Below are 25,378 nucleotides of genomic sequence, written 5' to 3' on the forward strand. Positions count from 1 at the left end.
TTCCCTGACAAAAAAGGAGTGCGAATAAATTCAGCACTCCTTTGGTCATTTAGGCGGCAGCTATGCTCGCCACAGCACGTTCAAAACGAGCTAGACCTTCAGCAATATCTGCCTCAGGGATCACCAGAGAAGGAGCAAAACGCACCACGTTAGCACCCGCCATCAGGCTCATTAAGCCTTCAGCGACAGAGGCCACCAAAAAGTCGCGTGAACGACCTTGGTATTGTTCATTAAGAACGGCCCCTAAGAGTAAACCTTTACCGCGTACTTCTGAAAAAACATGATATTTTTCATTGATTTTGTTCAAACCATCACGCAATAACTGCTCGCGATGTTTTACGCCATCTAACACTTCAGGTGTGTTCACTACATCTAATACAGCATTACCGATAGCGCAGGCTAATGGGTTACCACCGTAGGTAGAACCGTGAGTGCCCACTTTTAGATGTTCAGCAATCTCAGCCGTTGTCAGCATAGCTGCGATAGGGAAACCACCACCGAGCGCTTTAGCTGTGGTTAAGATGTCAGGCACGATTTCAGTACCCATGTAAGCGTACAGTTCACCAGTACGGCCCACACCCGTTTGGACTTCATCAAAAATCACTAGTGCATTGTGCTTGTTCGCTAATTCACGCACGGCTTTTAGGAATGCAGGATCGGCATCGATAATACCGCCCTCGCCTTGCAGCGGCTCAAGCATGATGGCGCAAGTCTTATCCGTTACTGCGGCTTCTAAGGCGGCAACATCGTTAAATGGCAGGTGAGTAATACTCTGCGGCTTAGGACCAAAACCATCGGAATAGGCAGCTTGTCCACCGACACTGACGGTGAAGAATGTACGGCCGTGGAAAGCTTTATCGAACGCTATGATTTCATCTTTCTCAACGCCATGTTTTTCTAAGGCATAACGACGGGCAAGTTTTAATGCGGCTTCGTTGGCTTCGGCGCCAGAGTTGGCAAAATACACTTTGTCGGCAAACGTGCTATTAACTAATTTAGTCGCTAATGCCAAGGCTGGCTCATTCGTCATTACGTTTGATAGATGCCATAATTTTTCACCTTGTGTCTTAAGGGCATTCACAAGGGCTGGATGACAGTGACCTAAGCAATTTACCGCAATACCGCCAGCAAAATCGATAAACTCGTTGCCCTCTTGGTCCCAAACTCGGCTTCCTTCGCCACGAACAGGGATCACGGCAGCAGGCGCATAATTAGGCACCATCACTGCGTCAAACTGGGCACGGTCCAACTTCATATCAACGCTCATTCTTCTTCGTCCTTTGTGTTTGTTTAACGGCGCCTTGCACCGTCAGAGTCCCATAGGTATCTTTATCTAGAGTTAGTGATACTGGGATTGCTTGTGTCTATTAATAACCATTATTAGCGAAAATGTGATCAAAATACCAGTTTTTCACAAACATCAATCCACGCACTTCCACCCAAAGTGCATAAAGATTGCAGTTTAAGAACTATACAAGCGGTTAAGCCCATGGCTTGCAGCATAATTAGTCAGAAAAAAAGTTATTTGCCCCTCATTTTGCTAGCTATTCACTGAATGTGAATAACTACACCATTTTAACGAATCAAGTGTGAAAGCACAAAATGGCCAATTTTCGACCTCACTTCAAGGGCTTCGGGTAATAAATTGAACAGAGGAAACACATGGGGCATGTTAGGGTAAAAGCAGCCCGTTATCTCACCACCACAGGCTTTTATTTGGGCGACTAAACGTTCAGAATCCTGTAATAATAACTCCCGCGTACCCGCAATCACTAAGATAGGCGGCAGGTCTGCCAAGTTTCCCTGTAAGGGGGACACTTTTGCCGACATAGGATCGGCCCCCGCAAGATAAGCGCCACGTAAGCGCAGCAATGCCTCTATGGTAAAGAAGGGATCGTCGGCTGCGAGTATCAACTCAGTATCCCCCGTAAGTGCTAAGTCTAACGCGGGCGATAGCAAGATACAGGCGGTCGGTAAAGGCAGGGCTAAGCGCTTTAATTCCAGCAACAAACTCAGTGCTAAATTGCCGCCCGCCGAGTCACCCATGAGGATCAAATTCTCCGTGCCTTTCAGCTCAATTAACCGCCTATAGGCTTCAAGCACATCATCAAATGGTGCGGGGAAAGGATGCTCAGGAGCGAGACGATAATCAGGAATATAAGCATCTAATTGACAACGCTGGCAGATATCTGCGACCAGTTTTGCATGGGCATGGGGCGTTTTAAAACAGAAGCCTCCGCCACGGATATAAAACAGACTTCCAAGGCGAGGAGGTTCGTTGAGAAGCACATAATGTAACAAGTTTGAGTGTTGTAAGGGGATGGTAGCGCTGACTAACTTATCCGGCCAAGGAAGCCAACGTCTATCAAGCTCAAGCAACTTTTCACGCACTTGCGCTAAGGGCATTTTTGCCTGTCCACGACTGATGGATGGCCTAGCGACATAGGATAAAATGGTATTTAGTACAGATGCTTGCCAGCTTGGCATATCCCTTCCTCTACTTAAACGCCGCAATCATGGCGCTACGTAGCAGACCGAGGATTACAGCAGATCTAACTTCCTATAGTTTTGTGCTTTTAAGCGCAGTACTTCTTGCTCAGTTAACTCATAATAATCAAACATTAAGCGCTTTTCTTGGGGATCGATTTGACGCATTTCTTCGAGCAATACCACTTTAGCATAACAGTTTGCCCGTGCGACTAATGCCGACTGAGGCGACAATTCTCGATAACTTAAGGTTTGATCTAACTCCTTTAACAACCGAGTTAAGGGACTCGCTTCAAACTTAAGTAACTCTAATAATTGCCAATTAAGTTTAAGACCATGGCTTAACACTTGTTCAAACACGGCCTTAGCAGGAAACTCAGTGGCAATCACCGCATCATACACTTCCTTATCACGGCTGCTACTGGCTTCTCTTATCCAAGATCCCCATGTTTGATCGAATAAACGGGCACTTAAACTCAATACAACGGATGTGCCTAACTGATTAAGTAAGGCACTACTATAAACCAAGGCTGAGTCAGTATTATGAAGCTGAGCTAAAGCATTTGCAGCTATGCCACTGACTATGCTGTAGCGCCATAATTTACGGGTAGTCCATAACAACTTAGCATTGCCACTAGGAAGCCAATTTCGCAAACAAAAGTAAGGGATAATGGTGCGAAGGTTTTCGATACCGATGTAATTCATCACTAATTTGATATCAGTGACCCGCACATCTGAGCTCTGAGACCGGCGAGCGCGAAAAGATGGGCTGTTGACCATGTTGGTTAAGTCGCGGCACAACCAACTTAAGTTACTGATCAGTGGTCTTAATCGCGTTGCATCGAGATTTTTTGCCAGCAATAATTCCAGCAAGAGGATTTGCGACTCATTGATATCTGACTTAGCCAGAACAGATTCAGGGGACGCGAGTTGATGCTCGATGGCGTTAATGACAGTTTCATGCAACTGGCTCGATACGGCTTCAAACACTTCTTTAGCTTTAATTTGTTTCATCAAACGCACCAAAATCGCTTCGCGTTCAACATCTAACTTATTTGCATCGGCCTCTAATTCAAGGTCGAGTTCATCCAAAAGAGTCGGGCTCGCTTTTTGCTTTCCGAGGATCAATTGTTGATAGAGTCTATGTTCTATCTCTATAATTTTGCCGGGTCTTACACCGCCCGCAACCGAAATCGCCACTATAAATCTTTCCTATATCGCTAATGCCCGAGTGACGTCAACACAATCAAACTCTCAAAATCATTACAATTTCAGCACATACACTTAATCTTAGCAATAATGCAAAGTCGCAGAACGCAAACAAAGAGTTATATCGGATATTTCCTAGTCAGTTACCCAATAAAAAGGCCTCGACTAGGAGACCTTTAAAAGAAATCGAACTGAATTATTTGAGTTCTTGTTCAAATAACTTATAGATGCGGCGGTATTCATCTAACCAGCTAGAAGGTTGACGGAAACCATGGGGCTCAACAGGATAAATCGCCATTTCAAAGGTTGGTTTTTCCAGTTCAATGAGGCGCTGTACCATACGCACACTGTCTTGGAAGAAAACGTTGTCGTCCATTACGCCACTCATGATAAGCAGTGGTTTCGTTAATCCTTGGGCATGCTCAATAGGAGAGCTGCGCTCATAGGCGATAGGATCGACATCAGGCGTATTTAAGATATTAGAGGTATAAGGCGCATTATAATGTGCCCAGTCCGCCACAGGACGCAATGCCGCTCCAGCTTGGAACAAGTCTGGCGCGGTAAACAAAGACATGAAGGTTAAGAACCCACCGTAAGAGCCACCATAAGTCCCGACACGCTTAGTATCGACATGGGTATGAGTCGCCATCCACGTCACGCCATCCTTTAAGTCTTCCACTTCTGGATGACCCATATTGCGATAAATAGCGGTGCGCCAATCTCGGCCGTAACCTTTAGAGCCACGGTAATCCATGTCCATCACAACATAACCTTGTTGAGTCAGCAGGTTGTGGAACATAAACTCGCGGAAGTAACCGCTAAAGCCATAGTCAGCATTTTGCAGATAACCTGCGCCGTGGTTGAAAATCACCGCAGGGTATTTCTCAGCGCGGGACTTATCATAGCCTTGCGGCAGATAAACTCGAGCGTACACATTGCCAGCACCATGATTTGAAGGTACTGCTACCACTTCTGGCGCTTGCCATGGGTAATTTTTGAAGGCATCACTGGTATAAGACGTCAGCTGCTTTAACTCGCCGCCAATGGGTTGAACATAAAGCTCATTAGGCTGAGTACGGCGTGAGGCATTGAGTAATAGCTGAGTGCCATCGGGGCTTAAGCTGTAATCTAAGTTTCCATCCCACTGAGTTAGTTGTTCATTTTTACCTGTGGCAAGATTCACGCGGTGAACATTATAAATACCGGGGTGACTCTGGTTCGCTTTGTAATAGATGTAATTGGCATCCGGTGACAGCGTAATATCACTCACCACAAACTTGCCTTGGGTTAACGCACGCGGCTTTTCGCCTTGAGCTTTAATATAAAGCTGCGAATAACCGGACTCTTCTGACAAGTAATACAAGGTATCCGTATTCGGTAACCAACCGAATTGGTTGTAGTCGTAATTCACCCATGCATCATCATGCAAACGATGTTCGGTAATGAATTTACCCTTAGCAAGATCGACACTGGCGATCCAGCGATCTTTGTTATCAGTTGCTTCTAGCATCAGGGCTAATTTATTTTCCGACTCATGCCATTGAATCGCACTCTGAGTCCAGCCCCAATCCTGCATCAACTGAATTTTACGTGGCGATTTAGTGCTTTGATAAGTTTCGCCTTTCGCTTTAGCATTTTCAGCTTTCACTTTGGCTAGCACATCTTCATCAAAACCAGTAAGGCCCTCGATTGTGATATCGACTTTTTTATGTTGGTTTAAATCAAGCACAACAAAACGTTGCCCTGGTGGCGTATCTTCAGCCACGCGCGCGCGCACTGGCACTGGGTCGATATAACCTTCGCTACCTAAGTAATTAGGCATGATGTCGTGTTCGCTGCTACTTGTGTAATTTTTATCTGTAAGCGCGACTAAAATATAGCGTCCATCGGGTGATAAACTCAGCTCTGACACCACTTCGCTATCGCCTAAATACCAAGTGCTGGCGGCGAGCGTTGGATCGTTTTTTTGTAATTCATCTTGGTACTGCGCTTTAGCTTTAGCATTTTCTTGCTGCAGCGCTACATACTGAATCAATCTGTGCTGTTGTTTCGCAATATAAGACGTCGGCTCTTTTACCGCTTCTGGTGCTTTCGCCATTTTAATTTCAGCAAGTTGCTCGACTAAGCCTGAATCTTGATGAATTTGGAAAACATTGTCGCCCTGCCAATAGGCAATATCGCCATTATTGAGATAACGCACACCATCGATGGCGGTGCGCTGGCGAGTCAATTGGCAGATCTTACCCGTGCTTAATTGCTTAACAAAAATGTTGCCTTGATATAGGTAAGCCTTGTGTGACTTAGTGCGATCAAACACACCAAAATGCTGATCTGCGGCATGTAACTTATCGAGAGCTAGCTCGACGGCGCGACTGTCATTGATGCCTTGCTGATAATAGCTACGCAGAGGTGAAGCACTCGCTTGGCGGGCAAACAGCACGCTTTGGCTATCGTCGCTCCAGTAAGCCTCTTTGGCAAAGATCCCCATCCAATCAGGATTTGCCATAATTTGATTAAGCGTAAGCGCCTGAGAAACTTGTGGCGGTTGGGCTAAGAGAACTTGGAATGCTGGCGGAGCTATTACGGGAGTTGCAGTTTCAGTCGATGTCGCTGCACACCCAGCCAATACGGCAACCGCTAACGCACTAAAACCCAAATTTCGCATTACGCTTCTCATTTATCCTTCCTTTTATTGTTATCGCAATGGCTAAATGACCCAGTCTACTTATCTGCTGGTTTTGCCTATTCGCGTAGTTTTGCGGCAGTTATAGCATAGTTAATCGCTAAACTTGCTTAAAAGAAGGATAAATCTTGTAACAGAAATTGATAGTGTGGAGAGTTTTTAAGGCGAGGAAATTATACAGGCACAGCCGGTTGCGCTAAAAAATTGGCTAACAGTTCGAGACCTTGCTCGGTGAGAATTGATTCGGGATGAAATTGCACCCCATAAAGCGGTAAGTCTTGATGGCTCATGGCCATGATTTCTCGGCCGTGAATTGCATCGTCAAACCAAGCATCGAGTACAAAACCTTCAGGCACAGCATCAACCAGTAACGAGTGATAACGTGTCACGGTTAAAGGCTGATTTAATCCCTTAAATAACCGCTGTCCAGTGTGCGTAATTGCACTGACCTTGCCGTGCATCACCCGTTCGGCACGCACGACATTGGCACCAAAAACCTGCGCCATCGCCTGATGTCCCAAACAGACACCTAGGATCGGCATGCACGTGGCAAAATGCTCAATCGCCGCAAGGGAAATCCCCGCCTCATTGGGAGTGCAAGGGCCGGGCGAAATCACCAAATGACTAGGCGCAAGCGCCTCGATGTCGGCTAGGCTAATTTCGTCATTACGCTTAACCACTATCTCTTGCCCTAGCTGCTGAAAATACTGCACTAAGTTAAAGGTGAAAGAGTCGTAATTATCGATCATTAGCAACATACAAGATCCATTGGTCTAAATGGGTAAAGGTAACGCATATCTAACGGATGAATGCGGGCGCAAATGCTATCACACCTTGTACTTAAGGTTTAACCAATTGTGGGGATTAAAATACAGCGACAAAAAAGCCAGTCATTAGACTGGCTTAGTTTTTAAACGACTTGGGCATTTCACCACAGTTATTTAACCACTGTTAAATGACTGCGACGCTTAGGAGGCTCATCTGTCGGTTCAAACGCTTTATCTGTTGTTTCAACAACAGATAAAGATGAATCGACTTCATCGTCCATCAGGTAAGCATCTTCGATATCGAAGACAGTGCCAGCACCATTTTCACGGGCATAAATAGCGACAATCGACGCCATTGGCAACATCACCTGCTGAGGAACACCACCAAAACGCGCATTGAACTCCACACACTCATTGCTAATTTGCAAATTGCCCACTGCGCCAGCAGCGATATTTAACACTATCTGGCCATCCTTCACGTATTGCTGCGGTACTTGAGTGCCTTCAACAAAGGCATCAACCACAACGTGAGGAGTCAATTGGTTGTCCATCAACCAATCATAGTAAGCCCTTAGTAAATAAGGACGATTTGGAGTCAAAGGTTTCATTACATACCCATGCGCATTTCGCGTTCGGCTTCAGTTAAAGAAGCTTTAAACGATTCACGCTCAAAAATACGTGTCATATACGCTTTGATATCTTTAGCTACACGGCTATCTAGCTCAATACCTAATACAGGTAAGCGCCACAACAATGGGCCAAGGTAGCAATCCGCTAGACCAAATTCTTCGCTCATGAAGTAAGGCACTTCACCGAAGATAGGCGCAATTGCGATCAGGCTTTCAGTCAACTCTTTACGAGCCGCTTCAACACGATCACCTTTACGGATACGGTCAACAAGCGAATACCAGTCAGTATCGATGCGATGCATCATCAAACGGCTTTGGCCGCGAGACACTGGATAAACTGGCATCAAAGGCGGATGAGGAAAACGCTCATCCAAATATTCCATGATAATGCGTGATTCGTATAAAACGAGTTCACGGTCTACCAAAGTTGGCACTGAGTTATATGGATTTACTTCGAGCAAATCCTCAGGCATTTCGTTAGGGTCGACCTGTAAAACATCAACAGTAACCCCTTTCTCAGCTAACACGATACGTACTTGATGGCTATACAGATCATCAGCACCTGAAAACAGTGTCATGATAGAGCGTTTGTTGGCAGCAACAGCCATTGATACCCTCCAGAATCGAAATAAAACAAAAGTAAACGAGGGGCAAAGCCCCCCGTTTACACTATGCGGATATTACATTTTACCCGTTATTGGTGCCTAGTGTACATCTTTCCAATACTCTTTCTTCAAGAGGTAGGCCACAATAAAGAATATAAATAGGAATCCGAGTACCCACCAGCCCATAGCTTGACGCTCTAGCTTAACAGGTTCAGCCGAATAAACTAAGAAGCCAGTGATATCACGTACTGCTTGGTCGTATTCTTCCGCATTCAATTTACCGCCAGTCACCACAATAGTGCCATCTTCTTGTTTAACTGGTGTGCCTTGTAACTCTTCAAGTACATGTGGCATACCAACAGATGGGAATACTGTGTTATTCACACCAAATGGGCGACTTGGATCTTTATAGAAGCCTTTCAGATAGGAATAAACCCAATCTTCACCACGCACGCGAGCAACTAAAGTTAAGTCTGGCGGTGTAGCACCAAACCATTTAGCAGCATCTTTAGGTGGAATAGCGTTTTGCATCAACTCACCAATTTTAGCATCGGTGAACATATACTTATTACGCATATCATCCGCAGAGATACCGATATCGGTCGCTACACGTTCATAACGTTGATACTGAGTGCTGTGGCAACCAGAACAGTAATGTTGGAACAGGTCCACACCACGCTCTAAAGAAGCTTTATCATGCAGATCAACATTGGCATCTTCTAAATGAATTTTATGTCCGCTCGCGGCCATAGCCAACGTCGGCAACAAGGTAACTAATGCAATCAATAATTTTTTCATTAGTGTGTCAACCTCGCTGGAACAGGTTTAGTTTTTTCATTCTTGCTGTATACCCACAGCGCCACAAAGAAACCAAAGTAAGTGAAAGTAAACACCTGTGCAACTATCGTCAGCGTCGGCGTGGCAGGCACTACCCCTAAATAACCCAATACTATGAAAGATATAGCAAATTGAGCAATGTTCAACTTATGTAGCGTACTACGGTAGCGAACTGACTTCACTTTACAGCGATCTAACCAAGGCAATACGAACAGTACTGCAATCGACAGACCCATCATTATCACGCCACCCAATTTATCAGGCACAGCACGTAAAATGGCGTAAAAAGGAGTAAAGTACCAAACGGGTGCAATGTGTTCAGGTGTCTTCATCGAGTTAGCCGCTTCAAAGTTTGGCTTTTCAAGGAAGTAACCACCGCCTTCAGGAATAAAGAACAACACATAGCAGAACACTATCAGGAAGCCCGCGACGCCCATGATGTCTTTTACAGTGTAATATGGGTGGAATGGAATACCGTCAACTGGCCAGCCATTTTCGTCTTTGTTCTTCTTGATTTCGATACCGTCAGGGTTGTTAGAACCCACTTCATGCAGCGCAATTAAGTGTAGAAACACGAGTACGACTAATACTAGCGGCAGAGCAATAACGTGCAGCGCAAAGAAACGGTTCAGCGTTGCGCCAGAGATCACATAGTCACCACGGATCCACAGGGTTAAGTCGTCACCAATAACTGGAATCGCACCGAACAGAGAGATAATTACCTGCGCACCCCAATATGACATTTGACCCCATGGCAGCAAATAACCCATAAAGGCTTCGGCCATCAACACGAGGAAAATTAACATACCGAACAGCCACAGTAGTTCTCTAGGTTTCTGATATGAACCGTAAATTAAACCACGGAACATGTGCAGATAGATCACGACGAAGAAGGCTGATGCACCCGTTGAGTGCATATAACGCAGCAACCAACCGTATTCAACATCACGCATTATGTATTCAACAGAGGCAAATGCGCCTTCTGCTGTTGGTACATAGTTCATCGTCAACCAGATACCTGTCAGTAATTGGTTAACCAATACCAACATCGCTAGCGAACCGAAAAAATACCAAAAGTTAAAGTTAGTTGGCGTAGCGTACTGGCCCACGTGACGGTTATAAGTCGCCGTCATTGGGATACGCGCATCAATCCAATTAATTAAATTCTTAACCATTACGCCACTCCTTTATCTACACCGATAATCACGGTGCCATCATCAACATATTGATGTGGAGGGATAACTAGGTTCAATGGAGCAGGTACGCCTTGGAAAACGCGACCAGCCATATCGAACTTAGAGCCATGACATGGACAGAAGAAACCAGAAGTGACACCTTCAACTTGCTCACCAAATGAATCTGGCAAATAAGTAGGTGAACATCCGAGGTGGGTACAAATACCGACAGCAATAAAATACTCTGGCTTGATTGAGCGCAAAGGATTTGTTGCATAATCAGGCTGCTGCATCTCAGCAGAAGCAGGATCTCTTAACTTATCATCATGTGTTGGCAGTTCATTGATCACAGCATCTGTGCGACGGACAACCCATACAGGTTTTCCACGCCACTCAACACGGATCAGCTGACCTGGCTCTACTTTACTGATATTTACTTCGACCGGTGCACCTGCAGCTTTCGCTTTGGCACTCGGATTCCATGACTTGATGAAAGGAACCGCTACAGCGACGGCACCAGCACCACCTACTACGGCGGTTGCGGCTGTCAGGAATCTGCGACGTCCGGTATCGACTGGCGCATTGCTCATCCACTTATCTCCCAGAGGGTGTTGGAATTTTTATATTTCAAAGACTTTCAGCCCTTAGTCATCACTAGGGTCAAAAATCGAAGTTTGAAGCGGGGCTCATTATAGCTAAAAATTAGAAGCAGATCATAGTGAAAACACGCAAGTAAGTTAGGGAGATTGCGTGTTTTTTAAAAAAAGCCTAAAAAAGACCCAACTATTAACCCATTTTAATTCATTTGGATCATATTTTAAGCTTCTTGTCTGTGATATCGGCATAAAGCATGCATCGCTAATATAAATTAGCCCAGACTTTTCAAACTAAGTTAACAATCGCCAGATAAAAAAATAGGCCCTGAGTAACAGGACCTATTAAATCAATACTTTTAATGCATTACTTCTTAGGTGCAGTGCTCTTCATATACTTGAAGAACTCGCTATCAGGCTCTAACACCATAATATCGGACTTGCCTGAGAAGCTGGCTCGATAAGCCTCTAAGCTACGAACAAAACCGAAGAACTCAGCATCTTTGTTGTAAGCATCAGAATATATCTTCGCTGCTAACGCATCTCCTTCACCTCGAATGGTTAAGGCTTTACGTTCAGCTTCGGCAATCTTCACCGTCACATTGGCATCTATCGTTGCACGAATAATTTCAGACTGTTCTTTACCTTGCGCTCTATGCTCTTTTGCCACAGCTTGACGCTCTGCACGCATACGCTGGTAAATACTGTTACTGACGTTAGCCGGTAGATTGATTTGCTTTACACGCACATCAACAACTTCAATACCTAGATCTTTTGCACTTTCTGAGGCATTGGATAACGCATCATTTTGCAGTTCATCACGCTTACCAGAAACAATCTCTCTGATAGTGCGACGACCAAACTCTGTGCGTAAATCGTTGTTGATCTTACGTTGTAATAGCGATTCTGCATTCGACTTAATACCACCGTTTGTAGACAGGTAATATTTTTCGAAATCCATAATGCGCCACTTCACATAGGAATCGACCATAAGGTCTTTCTTCTCTGAAGTTACAAAACGATCAGCTGCACCATCGAGTGTTTGAATACGGGCATCGAGTAATTTTACTTTATCGATCACAGGCACTTTGAGATGCAAACCAGGATCATAGACGCGGGTGACTTGCTTACCGTCAACGTCGTCTTTTAAAATTTCACCGAAACGCGCCACAATAGCGCGCTCGCCTTCATTCACCACCATTAAAGATGACAAACCAATACCTAAGAGCACGGCGATAAGAATAACGCTTAATCTACCCATAGATTACTCCCTCCCTTGGCGAGTACGATCATCGCGGGATGGACGTCCACTCAAAGGTTCATTCGCGCGAGTCGTTGATACAGATGAAGAATTAACATTTTGCTGTGGCTTAGCTTCCAGCTCATTTGTCGCAGGCTTCTGCTGAATTAACTTATCTAGCGGTAGGTACATTAAGTTGCCGTTGTTCTTAGCATCAATCAGCACTTTATTCGTATCTGTCATCACTTGCTGCATTGTATCAAGATACAAACGCTTACGAGTCACTTCAGGCGCAGCTTGATACTCTGGTAATAACAACTCAAAACGAGCCACTTTACCGCGAGCTTCTAAGACTTCACGCTCTTTGTAAGCATTCGCTTGTTGTGCCATACGTTCAACTTCACCACGAGCTTTTGGTTCAATTTCACGGGCATAAGCTTCAGCTTCACGAATAAAACGTTGTTCATCTTCTTGGGCAGAAATCGCATCATCGAAGGCGTCTTTCACTTCTTCTGGCGGACGTGCCGGTAAGAAGTTAACGTCAACAACAGCAAGACCCAATTTGTACGGTTCAAGAATGCGCTCTAACTCTTTCCACGTATCGCGACGAATAGCATCACGGCCCGTAGTCAGAATATCATCCATCTTGTTATGTCCAATGACATAACGCAGTGCACTGTCAGTCGCTTCACGCAAACTGGCGTTCGCATCGACGGCACTAAATAGATATGAGTAAGCATCTAAAATACGATACTGAACATCAAGCTCAACTTTCACGACGTTTTCATCGGATGTCAGCATGCTACCAGACGCAGGAATAGAGCGAACCGATTGAATGTCGACGGGATAAATTTGGTCGATAAATGTGGCTTTCCAATGAAGTCCAGGACCAATTTCGCCAGCGTGTTTACCAAATCGCAGTGCCACACCACGCTCAGCTTCTTTAATTGTATAAAAACCCGAAAGTCCCCAAACAACTACAGCAACAGCAAGAATGATGATTAGGCTAAACGAACTAAAAGACTGGCCTGAGCCATTTCCTTTGCCGCCAAAGCGCTTTGAAAGATTACGAAAAACCTCGTCAAGGTCCGGTGGTCCTTTGTCGTTACCACCTTTATTTCCCCAAGGATCATTACCCTTGTTACCGGGCTCGTTCCAAGCCATTTAGCACTCCATAAGTGGATGAAATAAATTAGATTATTAACAAACAGCTTCATCTATCGAATCTTCGAAGATGAAGGTTTCTAACTCACCCTGACTCTGTTTTGTTAATCGGCGCCAATCGGCGTCCGATAAACGAACAGACAAAATACAGTTCCCCAGATCGTCGTACTCTTTCTGCTGTATCGCATCCAGTCGATAAAACTGGCCAAGATAATGTCCAGCAGTTGCCGGAATTCTAAGTGTTAGCTCTTTAATCACCTCACCAATAAGCTCAGTGATGGCTTTCAATAGCAAATCAAATCCTAAACGCTTCTGTGCTGAAACCCAAACTCGAACGGGTTTGCCTATGTCGTTATATTCAATTCTTGGCGTCACATCTTCGAGTAAATCGATTTTGTTACAGACCACGAGTTGCATGACTTCATCGGCTTGGATGTCTTTCAGTACAGATTGAACCTGATCAAAATTATCCGCCATGTTTTCATCTGCACAATCAACTATGTGTAGTAATAACTCAGCTTGCCTTGTCTCTTGTAAGGTTGCCTTAAATGCAGCAACGAGATCATGGGGCAAATGACGAATAAACCCGACAGTATCCGCTAATATCACGGCACCATCAGGTAAATCTAACTTTCTTAGCGTAGGATCGAGTGTGGCAAATAGCTGATCTGCAGCATAAACATCAGATGATGTTAGGGCATTAAACAGCGTTGATTTACCCGCGTTTGTGTAGCCGACTAATGAAACTGTCGACAAATCACTACGCTTACGTGCACGTCGACTCTGTTCACGTTGCTTATCAACTCGCTCTAAGCGTTTGTTGATATTTTTAATCCGTCCTCTGAGCAAACGTCTATCGGTTTCGAGCTGGGTTTCCCCTGGACCACGTAAACCAATACCGCCCTTTTGCCTTTCAAGATGCGTCCAACCACGGATCAGGCGAGTCGACATATGGCGCAATTGCGCTAGCTCCACCTGTAACTTACCTTCGTGAGTTCGCGCTCTTTGGGCAAAAATATCGAGAATAAGTGTCGTACGGTCGAGCACACGACACTGACATACTTGCTCAAGATTACGCTCTTGGGCTGGACTCAATGCATGATTAAAAATCACCACATTGGCTTCAGTCGCCGCCACTAATGCAGCTAACTCTTCGGCTTTACCAGAACCCACAAAAAATTTGCGATCCGGTGAACGTCGACTTCCAGTAATCACCCCGACTGATCTTGCCCCAGCTGATTCTACTAATAGCTGCAGCTCGACTAAATCTTCTCGGCGTTCCTCATCGGAAAAGTCGATATGGACAAGAACCGCAGTTTCTCCCGCCTCATAACGATCAAACAAGAAGCAAACTCCTCAGATAATACTTATTCGCCACTAGGCGCATCATCTTGAGCACCATATCCGCCTTGGGCATTTTGGTGACCAGTAACGTTGAATGGGCGTGCTGGCACAACAGTAGAAATAGCGTGTTTATAAACCATTTGGCTCACTGTATTTTTCAACAGAATGACAAATTGATCAAACGACTCTACCTGTCCTTGGAGTTTAATGCCGTTAACCAAGTAAATTGATACAGGAACGCGCTCGCGACGCAATGCGTTCAAAAATGGGTCTTGTAAAGATTGCCCCTTAGCCATTTTATTATTTCCTTTTTAATTTATATAAAATAAATCGATATCAGTGATAGTTTTTTGTTTAGTTTTAGTATTATACAGCAAGGGCTAATAAGCTAGCGGCATTGACGCATAAGTATAACTAAATTCCCCTCAGCACCACTTTCAAGCCAATTCAACTCTGGCCAACTCCGCAACCATGTTAATTGACGCTTAGCCAATTGCCTAGTAGCAGCAACCGCTTTTTCGACCATAGTATCATAGTCAAACTCACCATCTAGGTATTGCCAGCACTGTCGGTAACCGACACAACGCATTGAAGGCAAGTCTAAATGCAAGTCTCCGCGGGCTTTTAGCTCTGTGACTTCCTCAATAAAGCCCTGTTTGAGCATAATCGCAAAACGTTGCGCTATTAAGTCATGTAACACTTTGCGCTCGCGCGGTGCAATAGCAAATTGCACTACGTCATAAGGCAAGGGAGCAGACTTGGTCTGAGTCAACTCAGTCATGCTCTTGCCGCTTATTCTATAGACTTCCAGCGCTCTTGAAAGTCTTTGTGGATCATTAGGATGAATTCTTTCTGCCGACACGGGATCTATCTCCCTTAATTGGTCATGCAGTGCTTCCCATCCCTTTTCATCCGCCTCCGCTTGGATCTCAGCCCTAATGGCCTCGTCCGCACTCGGCAAAGGTGACAAACCTTCGAGTAACGCTTTGAAATACATCATGGTTCCGCCAACTAATACTGGCGTTTTCCCCATACTGACAATCTCTTCTATCTGGGCTATTGCATCGGCTCTAAAGTCTGCTGCCGAATAGCTTTCACTGGGATCTCGAATATCAATTAATCTGTGCGGCCCGCGAGCAAGTTCGTCTGCTGAAGGCTTGGCACTACCAATGTCCATACCACGATAAATTAATGCCGAATCGACCGAAATAATTTCACAGTTATGCTTTTCGGCCAATTCTAATGCTAAAGCTGTCTTACCTGAGGCCGTTGGCCCCATCAAAAATAACACTTTAGGCTGTAATTCTTTATTCACTTGCTTGCTCTTCTAGCCACGATTGCCAAGGTAAGAATATCGCTTTGTTGGCAATAAGCTGTTTTTTCTCTTCAGCTAACTGCGAAAATGCTGCCCAGACTTCTGGTGCCGAAACGAATCCCGTTAAACTGTGTTTTGCCAACCAAAATGCCAATGCGCTCGGCGCAGGTGTTTCAAAACGTAGTGATTGTAGCCATTCAGGGATCACTTTGGCTAACTGGCTCTCTCTGATATATGGGGGCACTTTTTTAATAATCAACTGCTGGTAACGAATTGTTAGTTCTAAACCTAATTGGCGGATCAGCGTATCGTGTTCAGTCAGCACAGCCTGCCAATCCGCATCAGCTGCGACAGACACTGGCATCAATAAAGGCTGACCAATTAACCCAGTCGCTAGCTTAGCTTCAATGTCTTGGCATCGCGTCGCCAATGCTACTGATTTTATTGATAATAGACTGAGTTTATCTTCCGACGTCATCACCCAATATTGCCCATCTAATATCGATGGCATAGGTAACACAGGCTGATAATCTTGATCTTTTACACTGTAAGAAGGGGTTTGCAGTAAAGCACCATAACTTGCTATTGCCGCCTTTGACGGTAATTCAGTACGTTGTCGAGATTCACCTACAGAATAACTGCCACGGCTGCTGTCTCTTGGCATTGTCATGCTGCCAAAAGCATTGGTTTGAGTGCCAAAACTGGCGCCTTCTCGTCCTGCGCCTAGAGACTTTACTTGAACTGCAGGGGCTACTGAATCTTGAGCAGACTCAAGTGTATCAGTTTGCGCATTAACTAGAGCTGAATCTGCGCCAAGTGCAAAAGGAACAGATATTTCAGCTGCGCTTGTTGGAGCATCCACAAGCACATCTTCAACCTCATCCAAAGAACTAGAGTGAACGAAGTTAAGCTCTCCTGCTTCTTCCAGCGCCGATTGCAATGCTTGCAGAATATAATCATGCACATAGCGACTCTGATGGAATCGCACCTCATGCTTAGCGGGATGCACGTTAACATCCACTTGATGGGGATCGATATCCAACATCAGCACGTAGCCGGGTTGCTCAAGTTCTGCTTTTTGGGCAAAGGCTTGACGCACTGCATGATTGACCAAGCGATCACGGATAAGGCGTCCATTGACATAAAAGTAATGGGTATCGCTGATAACCGGTGACCAAGGTGACTGCAAATAGCCACTGAGGCGCAAATCATCGTGTTGGCATTCAATCTTAAGCGCTTGCTCGGCAAATGGACGGCCACACACTTGCGTCAAACGCTGTAAATACTGGGCTTCATTCATGGCGGGACGATAATTACGTACTATCTTACCGTTATGCGTCAGCGTGAAATGGATATCGCCGCGCACTAATGCAATGCGCTTTAACCATTCATCGATATGAGTAAATTCGGTTTTGTCACTCTTTAAAAAGCGTCTGCGAGCCGGTGTATTAAAGAATAAATCCACCACTTCAATCGTCGAACCTACTGGATGCGCGGCGGGCATCACTTTAACTGCCATGTCGGCACCTTCTGCATGGGCTTGCCACGCTTCGGTTTGCTCAGCCGTGCGTGAAGTTAAAGTTAAACGTGAAACTGAGCTGATACTGGCTAGCGCTTCACCACGGAAACCAAAACTAAGGATCGCTTCAAGATCGTCTAAAGTGTACAGCTTTGAGGTCGCATGGCGCGATAAGGCTAGCGCGAGTTCATCTTTAGGTATGCCAGAGCCGTTATCGCGAATTTTAATCAGCTTGCTGCCGCCTTTGTCGATTTCAATATCGACTCGGCTCGCTCCTGCGTCGAGGCTATTCTCGACCAATTCTTTGACTACGGAAGCGGGTCTCTCAACCACTTCCCCCGCCGCAATTTGGTTGGCTAATTGCGGAGGCAGGATCTGAATGCCCATCATGCTTTCCTATTTAACTCTGGGGTATGACTAGCGTTTGCCCTAACTGCACCACATCGGACTTCATTCCATTCGCTTGTTTGATGCTGGACATAGGCACACTGTAACGTTGCGCGATTGCAGATAAAGATTCTCCACGACGGACCTTATGTTTAACCTTTGTCGATACCGCATCACCAACATAGGCTGTAGGCGTTCTTTCTGCTGATGCTTTTGCTGATGCTTTTGCTGTGGTTTTGGCTGGCTTAGCACTGCTAGAGCTTCCTCCCCTTCTTTGGGCAAGCAAAGTATCCGCTGGCGGATTGTTGTGATAGTAACGGCTCACACCCTTATAAATAGCATTGGCAATGCTCTCTTGATGGCGACTACTCGACAGTAAACGCTCTTCTTTAGGGTTTGAAATAAAGCCCGTTTCAACCAAGATTGAAGGAATATCCGGTGACTTCAGCACGGCTAAACTCGCGGACTCAGGGCGACTTTTATGCAATTGAGTCACGCCACCTAAATCTTTTAAAATATCCCCCGCAACAGAATGGCCAATTGCCATCGAACTGTTCATTGACATATCGAGCAGCGTCATGGCCAAATACTGTTCATTATCCGTGTTTTGGATAATCTCACCCGCGCCGCCCAGCAGCTCAGAGTGTTTCTCTTTTTGCTCTAACCAACGACCAATTTCACTATTAGCACGACGCATTGATAGCACCCATACGGAGGCGCCACGTGGATTGGGCGAGGTAAAGGCATCCGCATGGATAGAAATCAGCAGATCTGCCTTACTGTTGCGCGCCAGTTCAGAGCGTTTATTTAAATTCACAAAATAATCACCAGTACGGATCATCACAGCACGCATGCCTGGCGTGTCATTGATTTTGCTGGAAACACGTCTGGCGATTTCTAGGGCGACCTTTTTTTCATAAACACCAGAAGGACCAATGGAGCCAGGATCGTCGCCACCATGACCCGCATCAATAGCAATGACAATATCGCGGGATGATTGCGCCGCTTGGGTGACAGTTTTGACGGGTGTAGATGACACGATAGCCGTTGCCGTAGTTAACGTTTTATCTTCTAAATCAACCACTAGACGATTGCCATAGGGCGCAGTAACAGGCAAAGAAAACAAGCTTGCATTCAGTGGCTTTACGAGATCGATCACTAAGCGCAAATCACCTTTAGTCGGTGACTTACTGATCCGCACGCCCTTAACTAACTTACTGTTGTTTTCAAGATTTTTAAGCACAACTTTAGCAGTGGTCTTTTTTAAATCCACCACTAAACGATTAGGGCCATCTAAAGAGAAATAGGTGTAATCAGGCACTCCACTCAAGTCAAACACGATTCGAGTTGACTCAGGCGCTGCCCAAATACGTACGCTTTCTAACTGATTAGCAGCATGGGCCGCCACAGAGAAAAAAGAACATAAAGAAAGAATAATAATTTGAAAATACGGGTTATTTTTTATCATTTTAGTTTTTATTTTATCGCTTTTAATAACTTTTCACCTGGCTCAGACAAGGCCTCTATGCGTATTTCTCGCCCACTATTTTGATAACTTAAATGCATATGGACATCGGCAGCGGGCAGTAAACCCTCTCCCTTATCTGGCCATTCAACAATGCACAGACTCTTATCCGTAAAGTAATCGCGGATCCCCATAAACTCGAGTTCTTCTGGATCGTTTAAACGATACAAATCAAAATGATAAACTTCGACACCTTCTAACTCATAAGGTTCAACTAAAGTGTAAGTCGGGCTTTTAACGGCACCTTTATGGCCCAATCCCTGAATTAAGCCACGACTCAGCGTCGTTTTACCGGCTCCTAAATCACCCGTAAGATACAGAGTCAAAGGCGCTTGGACATGGCGGGCTAATTTTTGCCCAACCGCAATAGTGTCGTCTTCGTTGTCTAAGAAAAAAGTTAACTCTGTCATATCCGCTTATATCACTGCTGTTATTGATGGAGAAGCGACTCAATCCTAAAAAGGCACAGGGCACATAACAAAGTCCAGCCCCGCTTAAGTCTCACATTCCGCCTAGAGTAAATCACTATTCACTAATTGGCGAATAAAAGGCATTAAATCGCTCGCTAACATGCCACGTTCTCCCTGTATTGCCGCAAGATCGGCAGCGCAACCATGTACGACTACGCCAAGCACAGTTGCCTGCATATTATCCATTCCCTGAGCCATGAGCGCGCCTATAATACCAGATAACACATCGCCACACCCACCACTAGCAAGCCCAGGGTTGCCGACTGGTGCCACTACCATTTGCTGACCATCAAAAATGACCGTTCCAGCCCCCTTTAGCAATACAACACCGCCGTACTTTTGCTGTATCGCGCGAACAGCGGCAAATCTATCCAGTTCAATATCGACCACGGTACAACCAAGTAAACGCGCCGCCTCGCCCGGATGTGGTGTTAGTACCCAATTCGTTTGGCGCCTTGGTTCATTACTGAGCAGATTCAACGCATCGGCATCTAAAACACAAGGCTTATCACTCAAGCCCACGGCTTTAAACAAGTTATACCCCCAATCATGCTTACCTAAACCAGGGCCAAGCACGATAACCTGCGCCCAACCAAGGCGCAGATACACTTCCATATCGACTAAATCACAGCCCCAAAACATCAGTTCAGGGCGGGAGACATTCACCGTCAGTTGATGCTCAGGTCGACTGATCACAGTGACTAATCCCGCGCCTGCACGTAGGCAAGCCTCACTTGCCAGTCTCACAGCCCCAGCCATGCCTATATCACCGCCGATGACAGTGACTTTTCCCGATTGGCCTTTATGGCTATCCCGTGCTCGGGCGGCAAAATAGTCCTTAAGAGTCTCTCTTCCAACTCTTTGTGCGCTCGCTTCAGCAAAGAAAGGCGTTAATCCTAAATCTGCAAATTCAAGCTCGCCACTGTAATGCCGCGCCTTACCTGTTAACACACCTTGCTTTACACCACCAAAACATAAGGTGATATCCGCCATCACAGCAACACCTACTACGGCGCCTGTATCAGCAATGACTCCAGAGGGTAAATCAAGACTCAATACCCAAGCCGAATTGTCATTGATGGCACGGATATATTTAGCCATATCGTCGCGTACAGCATCACGTACCCCCGTACCTAACAGACCATCGACTATGATTTTCGCTGCGAGAATAGGTTCAACCTCTAACGGCAGTAATTTTCCACCTTCAGCAAGATAATGGGTCAATGCTTGCTGACACTCAGGCGTGCCTGCCGCTGACGTCATCATCACAGAAACGTCCATACCACTGGCACGGGCTAGACGGGCGCACACTAAAGCATCGGCACCATTGTTACCGCTGCCAGCAAGAATTAACACAGGTAAGACTTTGGAGCTATGTTTCGCTAAACACTCAAAAGCCGCCGCGCCAGCACGCTCGACCAATTCATAGAGACTAGATACTCCCTGAGACACTGCACTCAGTTCCGCTTCGCGAACTTGTGTTTGGGTGTATAGAGCTTTGGGAAATTGCGATAGATCTTGTGCCATGAAGGATCTCCTTAGACACCAATGACTCCATTTCACAATGAGTAATCTCACCATAGAAGTCTTGGCAGAATTGAGCAAGGCCAATAAAAATCAGCCAATAGATCAAGAAAGTAGCAAAAAAAGCAGCGAGAAATTATGACGTAAATCAGTTCAGGCGCAGAAACCCGCCCAAATGGAGCAAAGTAGAGTAAAAGTTGCCGATACAAAGTCGACATAAAAACCAAAGCCAGCGCTGAGCTGGCTTTGAGAATCAAGAAGAAATGACGGTTTAGATATCGTCCATCCGAATCGTACTGTGGACTAGACGTTGCTGCTGAGTTTTCTCTACTCGGATCAAATTGGCTAACGCATTGCGCGCATCTTCCGCCGTGGTTGAGTTAACTGTTTTTTCTAACAAACCAATCAGACGATTCTCTAGGTCTAAATGTAAGTTGAGCACATCATCTTCATTCATGTTTGCGGGCAACATAGTATCTTGGCAACGCTTAGTAAAGTCTTCAAAAGTGAAGTCTTTATACCAAGTATCAAGAATACGATGTGGTGCTTCATCCATATAATCACGCAGTTTTTCTGCCATGGTTTTTTGGTGTGATTCAAAATACTCCAACATCATTTTCACACGAGCCGAGTCAGCTTGATTGTTGAGTCGGCCATAGAGTTGCGCCATATCTAAGCGGCAATTTGCCACATACTCGAGTAGATCACGTAATTGTTGAATACGCATATAATGCACTCCATTGTCAGGCCAACTACTTGGCGCTATTAATTTTGTCTAATTCCATTATGTGAGTAAAAGCGTTACGAATATTTGAACAAGGTCATAATTTAACTTTCGCGCAGCTATCTAATTTAGGAAAACTTGAAGAAACACGCTATAGATCACGCATCTAAATCCTATCACACTGTTTTGTATAAAAGAGAAAAGCCAAAAGAGATCTCAACGCACTTTTCCCAAAGGGTATTCGTAAGTCTTTGGTTGTGCATGGTGAATCTGAGATAGAGTGCTTGAAGTAGATGGCAGTGAATCAAGACAAATATAGATGAGCCAATTGAGGGAATGACACGAAAAAGTCGCTGTTGGGGGGGTTAACGGAAGTACAGCGAAATGATTTTATCGGAAGTGGTCGAGCAATAATCTATGCCTTAGTTAACGGCTTAAGCATTGTAAGTGATAGCAATATGAGCAACACGATTGAAATGATGTTGGATAAAATAGTTTTGGAGGGATTTATCGAAATTGGAGCGACATGATTTTTATCAAGAGCGGTTCGAACCGATGACCTATACCTTGGCAAAAAGAAGGTATAGCCATATCAAGTCCGCAACTGAGCTAATGTCAATTGAGTAATGTGATAATGGAAGATTCAGGGAATTGGAGCGACATGATTTTGATCAAGAACGGTTCGAACCGATGACCTATACCTTGGCAAAAAAGAAGGTATCGCCATATCAAGTCCGCAACTGATCTAATGTCAATTGAGTAATCTGATAGTGGAATATTTAGGAAATTGGAGCGACATATCGGGTTCGAACCGATGACCTATACCTTGGCAAGGTATCGCTCTACCAACTGAGCTAATGTCGCATAATCTGTATTAATGATTTGGTAAATCACTAAGTTTTAATTTGGAGCGACATATCGGGTTCGAACCGATGACCTATACCTTGGCAAGGTATCGCTCTACCAACTGAGCTAATGTCGCATAATCTGTATTAATGATTGGTAAATCACTAAGTTTTACTTTGGAGCGACATATCGGGTTCGAACCGATGACCTATACCTTGGCAAGGTATCGCTCTACCAACTGAGCTAATGTCGCATAATCTGTATTAATGATTTGGCAAATCACTAAATTTTAATTTGGAGCGACATATCGGGTTCGAACCGATGACCTATACCTTGGCAAGGTATCGCTCTACCAACTGAGCTAATGTCGCCTTTTGTATCGCTGCTACATTTGCCTTCAACATTAACAAAGGTATCGTCTATCAACCTCTATCAGCTGAGCTAATGTCGCATTCAATCTAAATGACCGCACATCTCTGTTCGCATCAAAAAGTTGAGGCCGCATTATATGAAAAATTCATGCGGCTGCAACCCCTTCTTGCATATTTATCTACTGATCGGTCAAATTTTAAATACTTTGCTGCGATAATACTGCAATTCAGCGATCGACTCTTGGATATCCTGCAGTGCTTGGTGAGTGTTTTGCTTCTTAAAGCCCGCCATAGTTTCTGGGCTCCAACGCTTCACTAGCTCTTTAATCGTACTGACATCCACATTGCGGTAGTGGAAATAATCTTCCAACTCGCGCATATAACGATTTAAAAAGCGTCTATCTTGACCAATGCTGTTACCACACATTGGAGAGGCGCCCTTAGGAACATACTGTTCTAAGAAGGCAATAGTCTTAGCCACGGCTTGCGCTTCGGTTTCTTGGCTAGCACGAACGCGATCAATCAACCCAGACTCACCATGATGCTTTTGATTCCAATCATCCATAGCAGCTAGCACGTCATCCGATTGATGAATCGCGATAACCGGACCTTGACCGATAATATTGAGTTCTTGATCTGTCACTAAAGTGGCAATTTCAATGATCCTGTCGACGTCGGGCTCTAACCCTGTCATTTCCAAATCGATCCAAATGAGATTATTTACATCTGCCGTCATAAATCAGCCTTATCGTGTCAGTTAGCCTAAATTCAGGCTTTTTTATTCAAGAGCGTGTATCATACTGCTTTTTTCCAACACAAAAAATCACCTAATTGACGAAGACGAATCAGTGAGTAAAAAGAAACCCCTAAGCCAAGGTCAATTACGCCGCATGCGCGCTAATCACGAGAAGCGACTCAATCGTGATAGTGGCGATAAAAATACGCCAGAGTTACAGGATAGTTCATTGGGGCAAGAACAGCCCGGTACTGTGATTTCACGTTTTGGCCAACATGCAGACATAGAAACTGAAAGCGGCCAAATTGTGCGCTGTAATATTCGCCGTGCCGTCACAAGTTTAGTGACTGGCGATAAAGTGATCGTACGCTTAGCCATTGAGAGCCAAGCCAATAGCGGCATCGCAGGTATTGTTGAAGCCGTTCATCCACGTCGCTCATCACTTACACGCCCAGATTTATACGATGGCGTGAAAATCATTGCCTCGAATATCGACCAGATTTTGATTGTCTCCTCGGTATTACCCAGCTTTACCACCCAGATCATCGACCGTTATTTAGTGGCTGCCGAAGATACCGATATTCCGCCTATCATCATTTTGAATAAAATTGACTTGCTCAATCCCGATGAAGCGCAGGCAATCGACGAAGCGCTACAGCGCTACAAAGACATTGGCTATCCGGTTTATAAGGTCAGCAGCAAGCTTGGCGATGGTATCGATACCATCAAAGGCATACTCAAAGATAAAGTCAGCGTGTTTGCCGGTCAATCTGGTGTGGGTAAGTCATCGATCATCAATGCATTACTACCCGATGCAGAGCTTATTATCGGCGATGTTTCCGACAACTCAGGTTTAGGTCAACACACTACTACCACAGCTAAACTGTTGCACTTGCCTAGTGGTGGCGATTTGATTGACTCCCCGGGCGTGCGCGAATTCGCTCTATGGCATCTTCCTGCACAACGTGTCGGCTGGTGCTTTATCGAGTTTCGCGAATATCTGGGCGCGTGTAAATTCCGCGATTGTAAACACGGTGACGATCCCGGCTGTGCACTTCAAGAAGCCCTGAGCCAAGGTAAGATCAGCGCAGATCGCTTTAATAATTACCATAAAATTATCGCCAGCTTAGATGAACAACGTCATGCCCGCCATTTCCGCGCGGCCACTGACGAATAACGACTTATTGATAAATAACAACAGTCTCAGCAAAGATTGAGCAGTAAGAAA

22 protein-coding genes and 4 tRNA genes are annotated in these 25,378 nt (G+C 45.1%); 1 reads left to right on the plus strand and 25 read right to left on the minus strand.

Annotation, left to right across the window (positions count from 1 at the left end; all coding sequences use genetic code 11):
• Nucleotides 1-49 precede the first annotated feature (49 nt).
• From CKQ84_RS04480 to orn, 25 genes are all read right to left on the minus strand, one after another.
• Nucleotides 50-1,267, minus strand: coding sequence for an aspartate aminotransferase family protein (locus CKQ84_RS04480; RefSeq protein ID WP_105250267.1), 1,218 nt, complete (start codon nucleotides 1,265-1,267; stop codon nucleotides 50-52).
• A gap of 308 nt (nucleotides 1,268-1,575) precedes the next feature.
• Nucleotides 1,576-2,487 (minus strand): alpha/beta hydrolase, encoded by a 912-nt coding sequence (locus tag CKQ84_RS04485; RefSeq protein WP_105250268.1) that lies wholly within the window; start codon nucleotides 2,485-2,487, stop codon nucleotides 1,576-1,578.
• A 54-nt stretch (nucleotides 2,488-2,541) separates the two neighbouring features.
• Nucleotides 2,542-3,687 carry an HDOD domain-containing protein gene (locus tag CKQ84_RS04490; RefSeq protein WP_105250269.1) on the minus strand — a complete coding sequence of 382 codons (1,146 nt, stop codon included), beginning with the start codon at nucleotides 3,685-3,687 and terminating at the stop codon, nucleotides 2,542-2,544.
• Nucleotides 3,688-3,892: 205 nt separating this feature from the next.
• Nucleotides 3,893-6,373 carry a prolyl oligopeptidase family serine peptidase gene (locus CKQ84_RS04495; RefSeq protein WP_105250270.1) on the minus strand — a complete coding sequence of 827 codons (2,481 nt, stop codon included), beginning with the start codon at nucleotides 6,371-6,373 and terminating at the stop codon, nucleotides 3,893-3,895.
• A 179-nt stretch (nucleotides 6,374-6,552) separates the two neighbouring features.
• Nucleotides 6,553-7,137 (minus strand): aminodeoxychorismate/anthranilate synthase component II, encoded by a 585-nt coding sequence (locus tag CKQ84_RS04500; RefSeq protein ID WP_105250271.1) that lies wholly within the window; start codon nucleotides 7,135-7,137, stop codon nucleotides 6,553-6,555.
• A gap of 179 nt (nucleotides 7,138-7,316) precedes the next feature.
• Nucleotides 7,317-7,754 carry a ClpXP protease specificity-enhancing factor gene (locus CKQ84_RS04505; protein ID WP_105250272.1) on the minus strand — a complete coding sequence of 146 codons (438 nt, stop codon included), beginning with the start codon at nucleotides 7,752-7,754 and terminating at the stop codon, nucleotides 7,317-7,319.
• Entirely contained in the window at nucleotides 7,754-8,383 is a 630-nt protein-coding gene (gene sspA, locus CKQ84_RS04510) for a stringent starvation protein SspA (protein ID WP_006080065.1), read from the minus strand. The genes CKQ84_RS04505 and sspA overlap by 1 nt, the downstream gene beginning before the upstream one ends.
• 96 nt (nucleotides 8,384-8,479) lie before the next feature.
• Nucleotides 8,480-9,178: a cytochrome c1 gene (locus CKQ84_RS04515; protein ID WP_105250273.1), complete on the minus strand. Its 699-nt coding sequence runs from the start codon at nucleotides 9,176-9,178 to the stop codon at nucleotides 8,480-8,482.
• Nucleotides 9,178-10,392: a cytochrome bc complex cytochrome b subunit gene (locus tag CKQ84_RS04520; protein ID WP_105250274.1), complete on the minus strand. Its 1,215-nt coding sequence runs from the start codon at nucleotides 10,390-10,392 to the stop codon at nucleotides 9,178-9,180. The genes CKQ84_RS04515 and CKQ84_RS04520 overlap by 1 nt, the downstream gene beginning before the upstream one ends.
• Nucleotides 10,392-10,982: a ubiquinol-cytochrome c reductase iron-sulfur subunit gene (petA, locus tag CKQ84_RS04525; RefSeq protein WP_006080059.1), complete on the minus strand. Its 591-nt coding sequence runs from the start codon at nucleotides 10,980-10,982 to the stop codon at nucleotides 10,392-10,394. The genes CKQ84_RS04520 and petA overlap by 1 nt, the downstream gene beginning before the upstream one ends.
• Nucleotides 10,983-11,352: 370 nt before the next feature.
• Nucleotides 11,353-12,246, minus strand: a complete 894-nt coding sequence (gene hflC, locus CKQ84_RS04530) for a protease modulator HflC (RefSeq protein WP_105250275.1) — start codon at nucleotides 12,244-12,246, stop codon at nucleotides 11,353-11,355.
• A 3-nt stretch (nucleotides 12,247-12,249) separates the two neighbouring features.
• Nucleotides 12,250-13,389, minus strand: a complete 1,140-nt coding sequence (gene hflK / locus CKQ84_RS04535) for an FtsH protease activity modulator HflK (protein WP_028761770.1) — start codon at nucleotides 13,387-13,389, stop codon at nucleotides 12,250-12,252.
• 36 nt (nucleotides 13,390-13,425) lie between these two features.
• Entirely contained in the window at nucleotides 13,426-14,733 is a 1,308-nt protein-coding gene (gene hflX / locus CKQ84_RS04540; protein ID WP_028761769.1) for a ribosome rescue GTPase HflX, read from the minus strand.
• Between the two features lie 23 nt (nucleotides 14,734-14,756).
• Nucleotides 14,757-15,029 carry an RNA chaperone Hfq gene (hfq, locus tag CKQ84_RS04545; RefSeq protein ID WP_006084207.1) on the minus strand — a complete coding sequence of 91 codons (273 nt, stop codon included), beginning with the start codon at nucleotides 15,027-15,029 and terminating at the stop codon, nucleotides 14,757-14,759.
• Nucleotides 15,030-15,121: 92 nt separating this feature from the next.
• Nucleotides 15,122-16,048: a tRNA (adenosine(37)-N6)-dimethylallyltransferase MiaA gene (miaA, locus tag CKQ84_RS04550; protein WP_028761767.1), complete on the minus strand. Its 927-nt coding sequence runs from the start codon at nucleotides 16,046-16,048 to the stop codon at nucleotides 15,122-15,124.
• Nucleotides 16,041-17,957 (minus strand): DNA mismatch repair endonuclease MutL, encoded by a 1,917-nt coding sequence (mutL, locus tag CKQ84_RS04555; RefSeq protein ID WP_173913151.1) that lies wholly within the window; start codon nucleotides 17,955-17,957, stop codon nucleotides 16,041-16,043. Before mutL ends, miaA begins: the two co-directional genes overlap by 8 nt.
• Before the next feature lie 10 nt (nucleotides 17,958-17,967).
• Nucleotides 17,968-19,422, minus strand: a complete 1,455-nt coding sequence (locus tag CKQ84_RS04560) for an N-acetylmuramoyl-L-alanine amidase (RefSeq protein WP_105250277.1) — start codon at nucleotides 19,420-19,422, stop codon at nucleotides 17,968-17,970.
• Nucleotides 19,423-19,430: 8 nt separating this feature from the next.
• Complete coding sequence (tsaE, locus tag CKQ84_RS04565; protein ID WP_028761764.1) at nucleotides 19,431-19,889, minus strand: tRNA (adenosine(37)-N6)-threonylcarbamoyltransferase complex ATPase subunit type 1 TsaE; 459 nt, start codon at nucleotides 19,887-19,889, stop codon at nucleotides 19,431-19,433.
• Between the two features lie 102 nt (nucleotides 19,890-19,991).
• Nucleotides 19,992-21,476, minus strand: coding sequence for an NAD(P)H-hydrate dehydratase (locus CKQ84_RS04570; protein ID WP_105250278.1), 1,485 nt, complete (start codon nucleotides 21,474-21,476; stop codon nucleotides 19,992-19,994).
• A 268-nt stretch (nucleotides 21,477-21,744) separates the two neighbouring features.
• On the minus strand, nucleotides 21,745-22,200 hold the full coding sequence (locus CKQ84_RS04575; RefSeq protein ID WP_028761762.1) for a hypothetical protein: 456 nt from the start codon (nucleotides 22,198-22,200) through the stop codon (nucleotides 21,745-21,747).
• 785 nt (nucleotides 22,201-22,985) lie between these two features.
• A tRNA-Gly gene (locus CKQ84_RS04580) sits at nucleotides 22,986-23,061 on the minus strand.
• A gap of 42 nt (nucleotides 23,062-23,103) precedes the next feature.
• Nucleotides 23,104-23,179: transfer RNA gene (locus CKQ84_RS04585), tRNA-Gly, on the minus strand.
• Nucleotides 23,180-23,220: 41 nt separating this feature from the next.
• Nucleotides 23,221-23,296, minus strand: a tRNA-Gly gene (locus CKQ84_RS04590).
• Between the two features lie 42 nt (nucleotides 23,297-23,338).
• Nucleotides 23,339-23,414, minus strand: a tRNA-Gly gene (locus CKQ84_RS04595).
• 190 nt (nucleotides 23,415-23,604) lie between these two features.
• The gene (gene orn, locus CKQ84_RS04600) at nucleotides 23,605-24,150 is read right to left on the minus strand and encodes an oligoribonuclease (RefSeq protein WP_006080044.1); all 546 of its coding nucleotides are present in this window, start codon (nucleotides 24,148-24,150) and stop codon (nucleotides 23,605-23,607) included.
• A gap of 112 nt (nucleotides 24,151-24,262) precedes the next feature.
• Here orn and rsgA point away from each other — a divergent pair, with 112 nt between their 5' ends.
• Nucleotides 24,263-25,327: a small ribosomal subunit biogenesis GTPase RsgA gene (gene rsgA, locus CKQ84_RS04605; RefSeq protein ID WP_105250279.1), complete on the plus strand. Its 1,065-nt coding sequence runs from the start codon at nucleotides 24,263-24,265 to the stop codon at nucleotides 25,325-25,327.
• Nucleotides 25,328-25,378 lie beyond the last annotated feature (51 nt).

Source organism: Shewanella sp. WE21 (genome assembly GCF_002966515.1).
In the GTDB taxonomy this organism is placed as follows: domain Bacteria; phylum Pseudomonadota; class Gammaproteobacteria; order Enterobacterales; family Shewanellaceae; genus Shewanella; species Shewanella oncorhynchi.

What these genes read in the sequence shown, in the direction of transcription:
- CKQ84_RS04480 (WP_105250267.1), bottom strand. Translation starts at nt 1,267, where the DNA reads ATGAGCGTTGATATGAAGTTGGACCGTGCCCAGTTTGACGCAGTGATG.
- CKQ84_RS04485 (WP_105250268.1), bottom strand. Translation starts at nt 2,487, where the DNA reads ATGCCAAGCTGGCAAGCATCTGTACTAAATACCATTTTATCCTATGTC.
- CKQ84_RS04495 (WP_105250270.1), bottom strand. Translation starts at nt 6,373, where the DNA reads ATGAGAAGCGTAATGCGAAATTTGGGTTTTAGTGCGTTAGCGGTTGCC.
- CKQ84_RS04500 (WP_105250271.1), bottom strand. Translation starts at nt 7,137, where the DNA reads ATGTTGCTAATGATCGATAATTACGACTCTTTCACCTTTAACTTAGTG.
- CKQ84_RS04505 (WP_105250272.1), bottom strand. Translation starts at nt 7,754, where the DNA reads ATGAAACCTTTGACTCCAAATCGTCCTTATTTACTAAGGGCTTACTAT.
- sspA (WP_006080065.1), bottom strand. Translation starts at nt 8,383, where the DNA reads ATGGCTGTTGCTGCCAACAAACGCTCTATCATGACACTGTTTTCAGGT.
- CKQ84_RS04515 (WP_105250273.1), bottom strand. Translation starts at nt 9,178, where the DNA reads ATGAAAAAATTATTGATTGCATTAGTTACCTTGTTGCCGACGTTGGCT.
- CKQ84_RS04520 (WP_105250274.1), bottom strand. Translation starts at nt 10,392, where the DNA reads ATGGTTAAGAATTTAATTAATTGGATTGATGCGCGTATCCCAATGACG.
- petA (WP_006080059.1), bottom strand. Translation starts at nt 10,982, where the DNA reads ATGAGCAATGCGCCAGTCGATACCGGACGTCGCAGATTCCTGACAGCC.
- hflC (WP_105250275.1), bottom strand. Translation starts at nt 12,246, where the DNA reads ATGGGTAGATTAAGCGTTATTCTTATCGCCGTGCTCTTAGGTATTGGT.
- hflK (WP_028761770.1), bottom strand. Translation starts at nt 13,389, where the DNA reads ATGGCTTGGAACGAGCCCGGTAACAAGGGTAATGATCCTTGGGGAAAT.
- hfq (WP_006084207.1), bottom strand. Translation starts at nt 15,029, where the DNA reads ATGGCTAAGGGGCAATCTTTACAAGACCCATTTTTGAACGCATTGCGT.
- mutL (WP_173913151.1), bottom strand. Translation starts at nt 17,957, where the DNA reads ATGATGGGCATTCAGATCCTGCCTCCGCAATTAGCCAACCAAATTGCG.
- CKQ84_RS04560 (WP_105250277.1), bottom strand. Translation starts at nt 19,422, where the DNA reads ATGATAAAAAATAACCCGTATTTTCAAATTATTATTCTTTCTTTATGT.
- tsaE (WP_028761764.1), bottom strand. Translation starts at nt 19,889, where the DNA reads ATGACAGAGTTAACTTTTTTCTTAGACAACGAAGACGACACTATTGCG.
- CKQ84_RS04570 (WP_105250278.1), bottom strand. Translation starts at nt 21,476, where the DNA reads ATGGCACAAGATCTATCGCAATTTCCCAAAGCTCTATACACCCAAACA.
- CKQ84_RS04575 (WP_028761762.1), bottom strand. Translation starts at nt 22,200, where the DNA reads ATGCGTATTCAACAATTACGTGATCTACTCGAGTATGTGGCAAATTGC.
- orn (WP_006080044.1), bottom strand. Translation starts at nt 24,150, where the DNA reads ATGACGGCAGATGTAAATAATCTCATTTGGATCGATTTGGAAATGACA.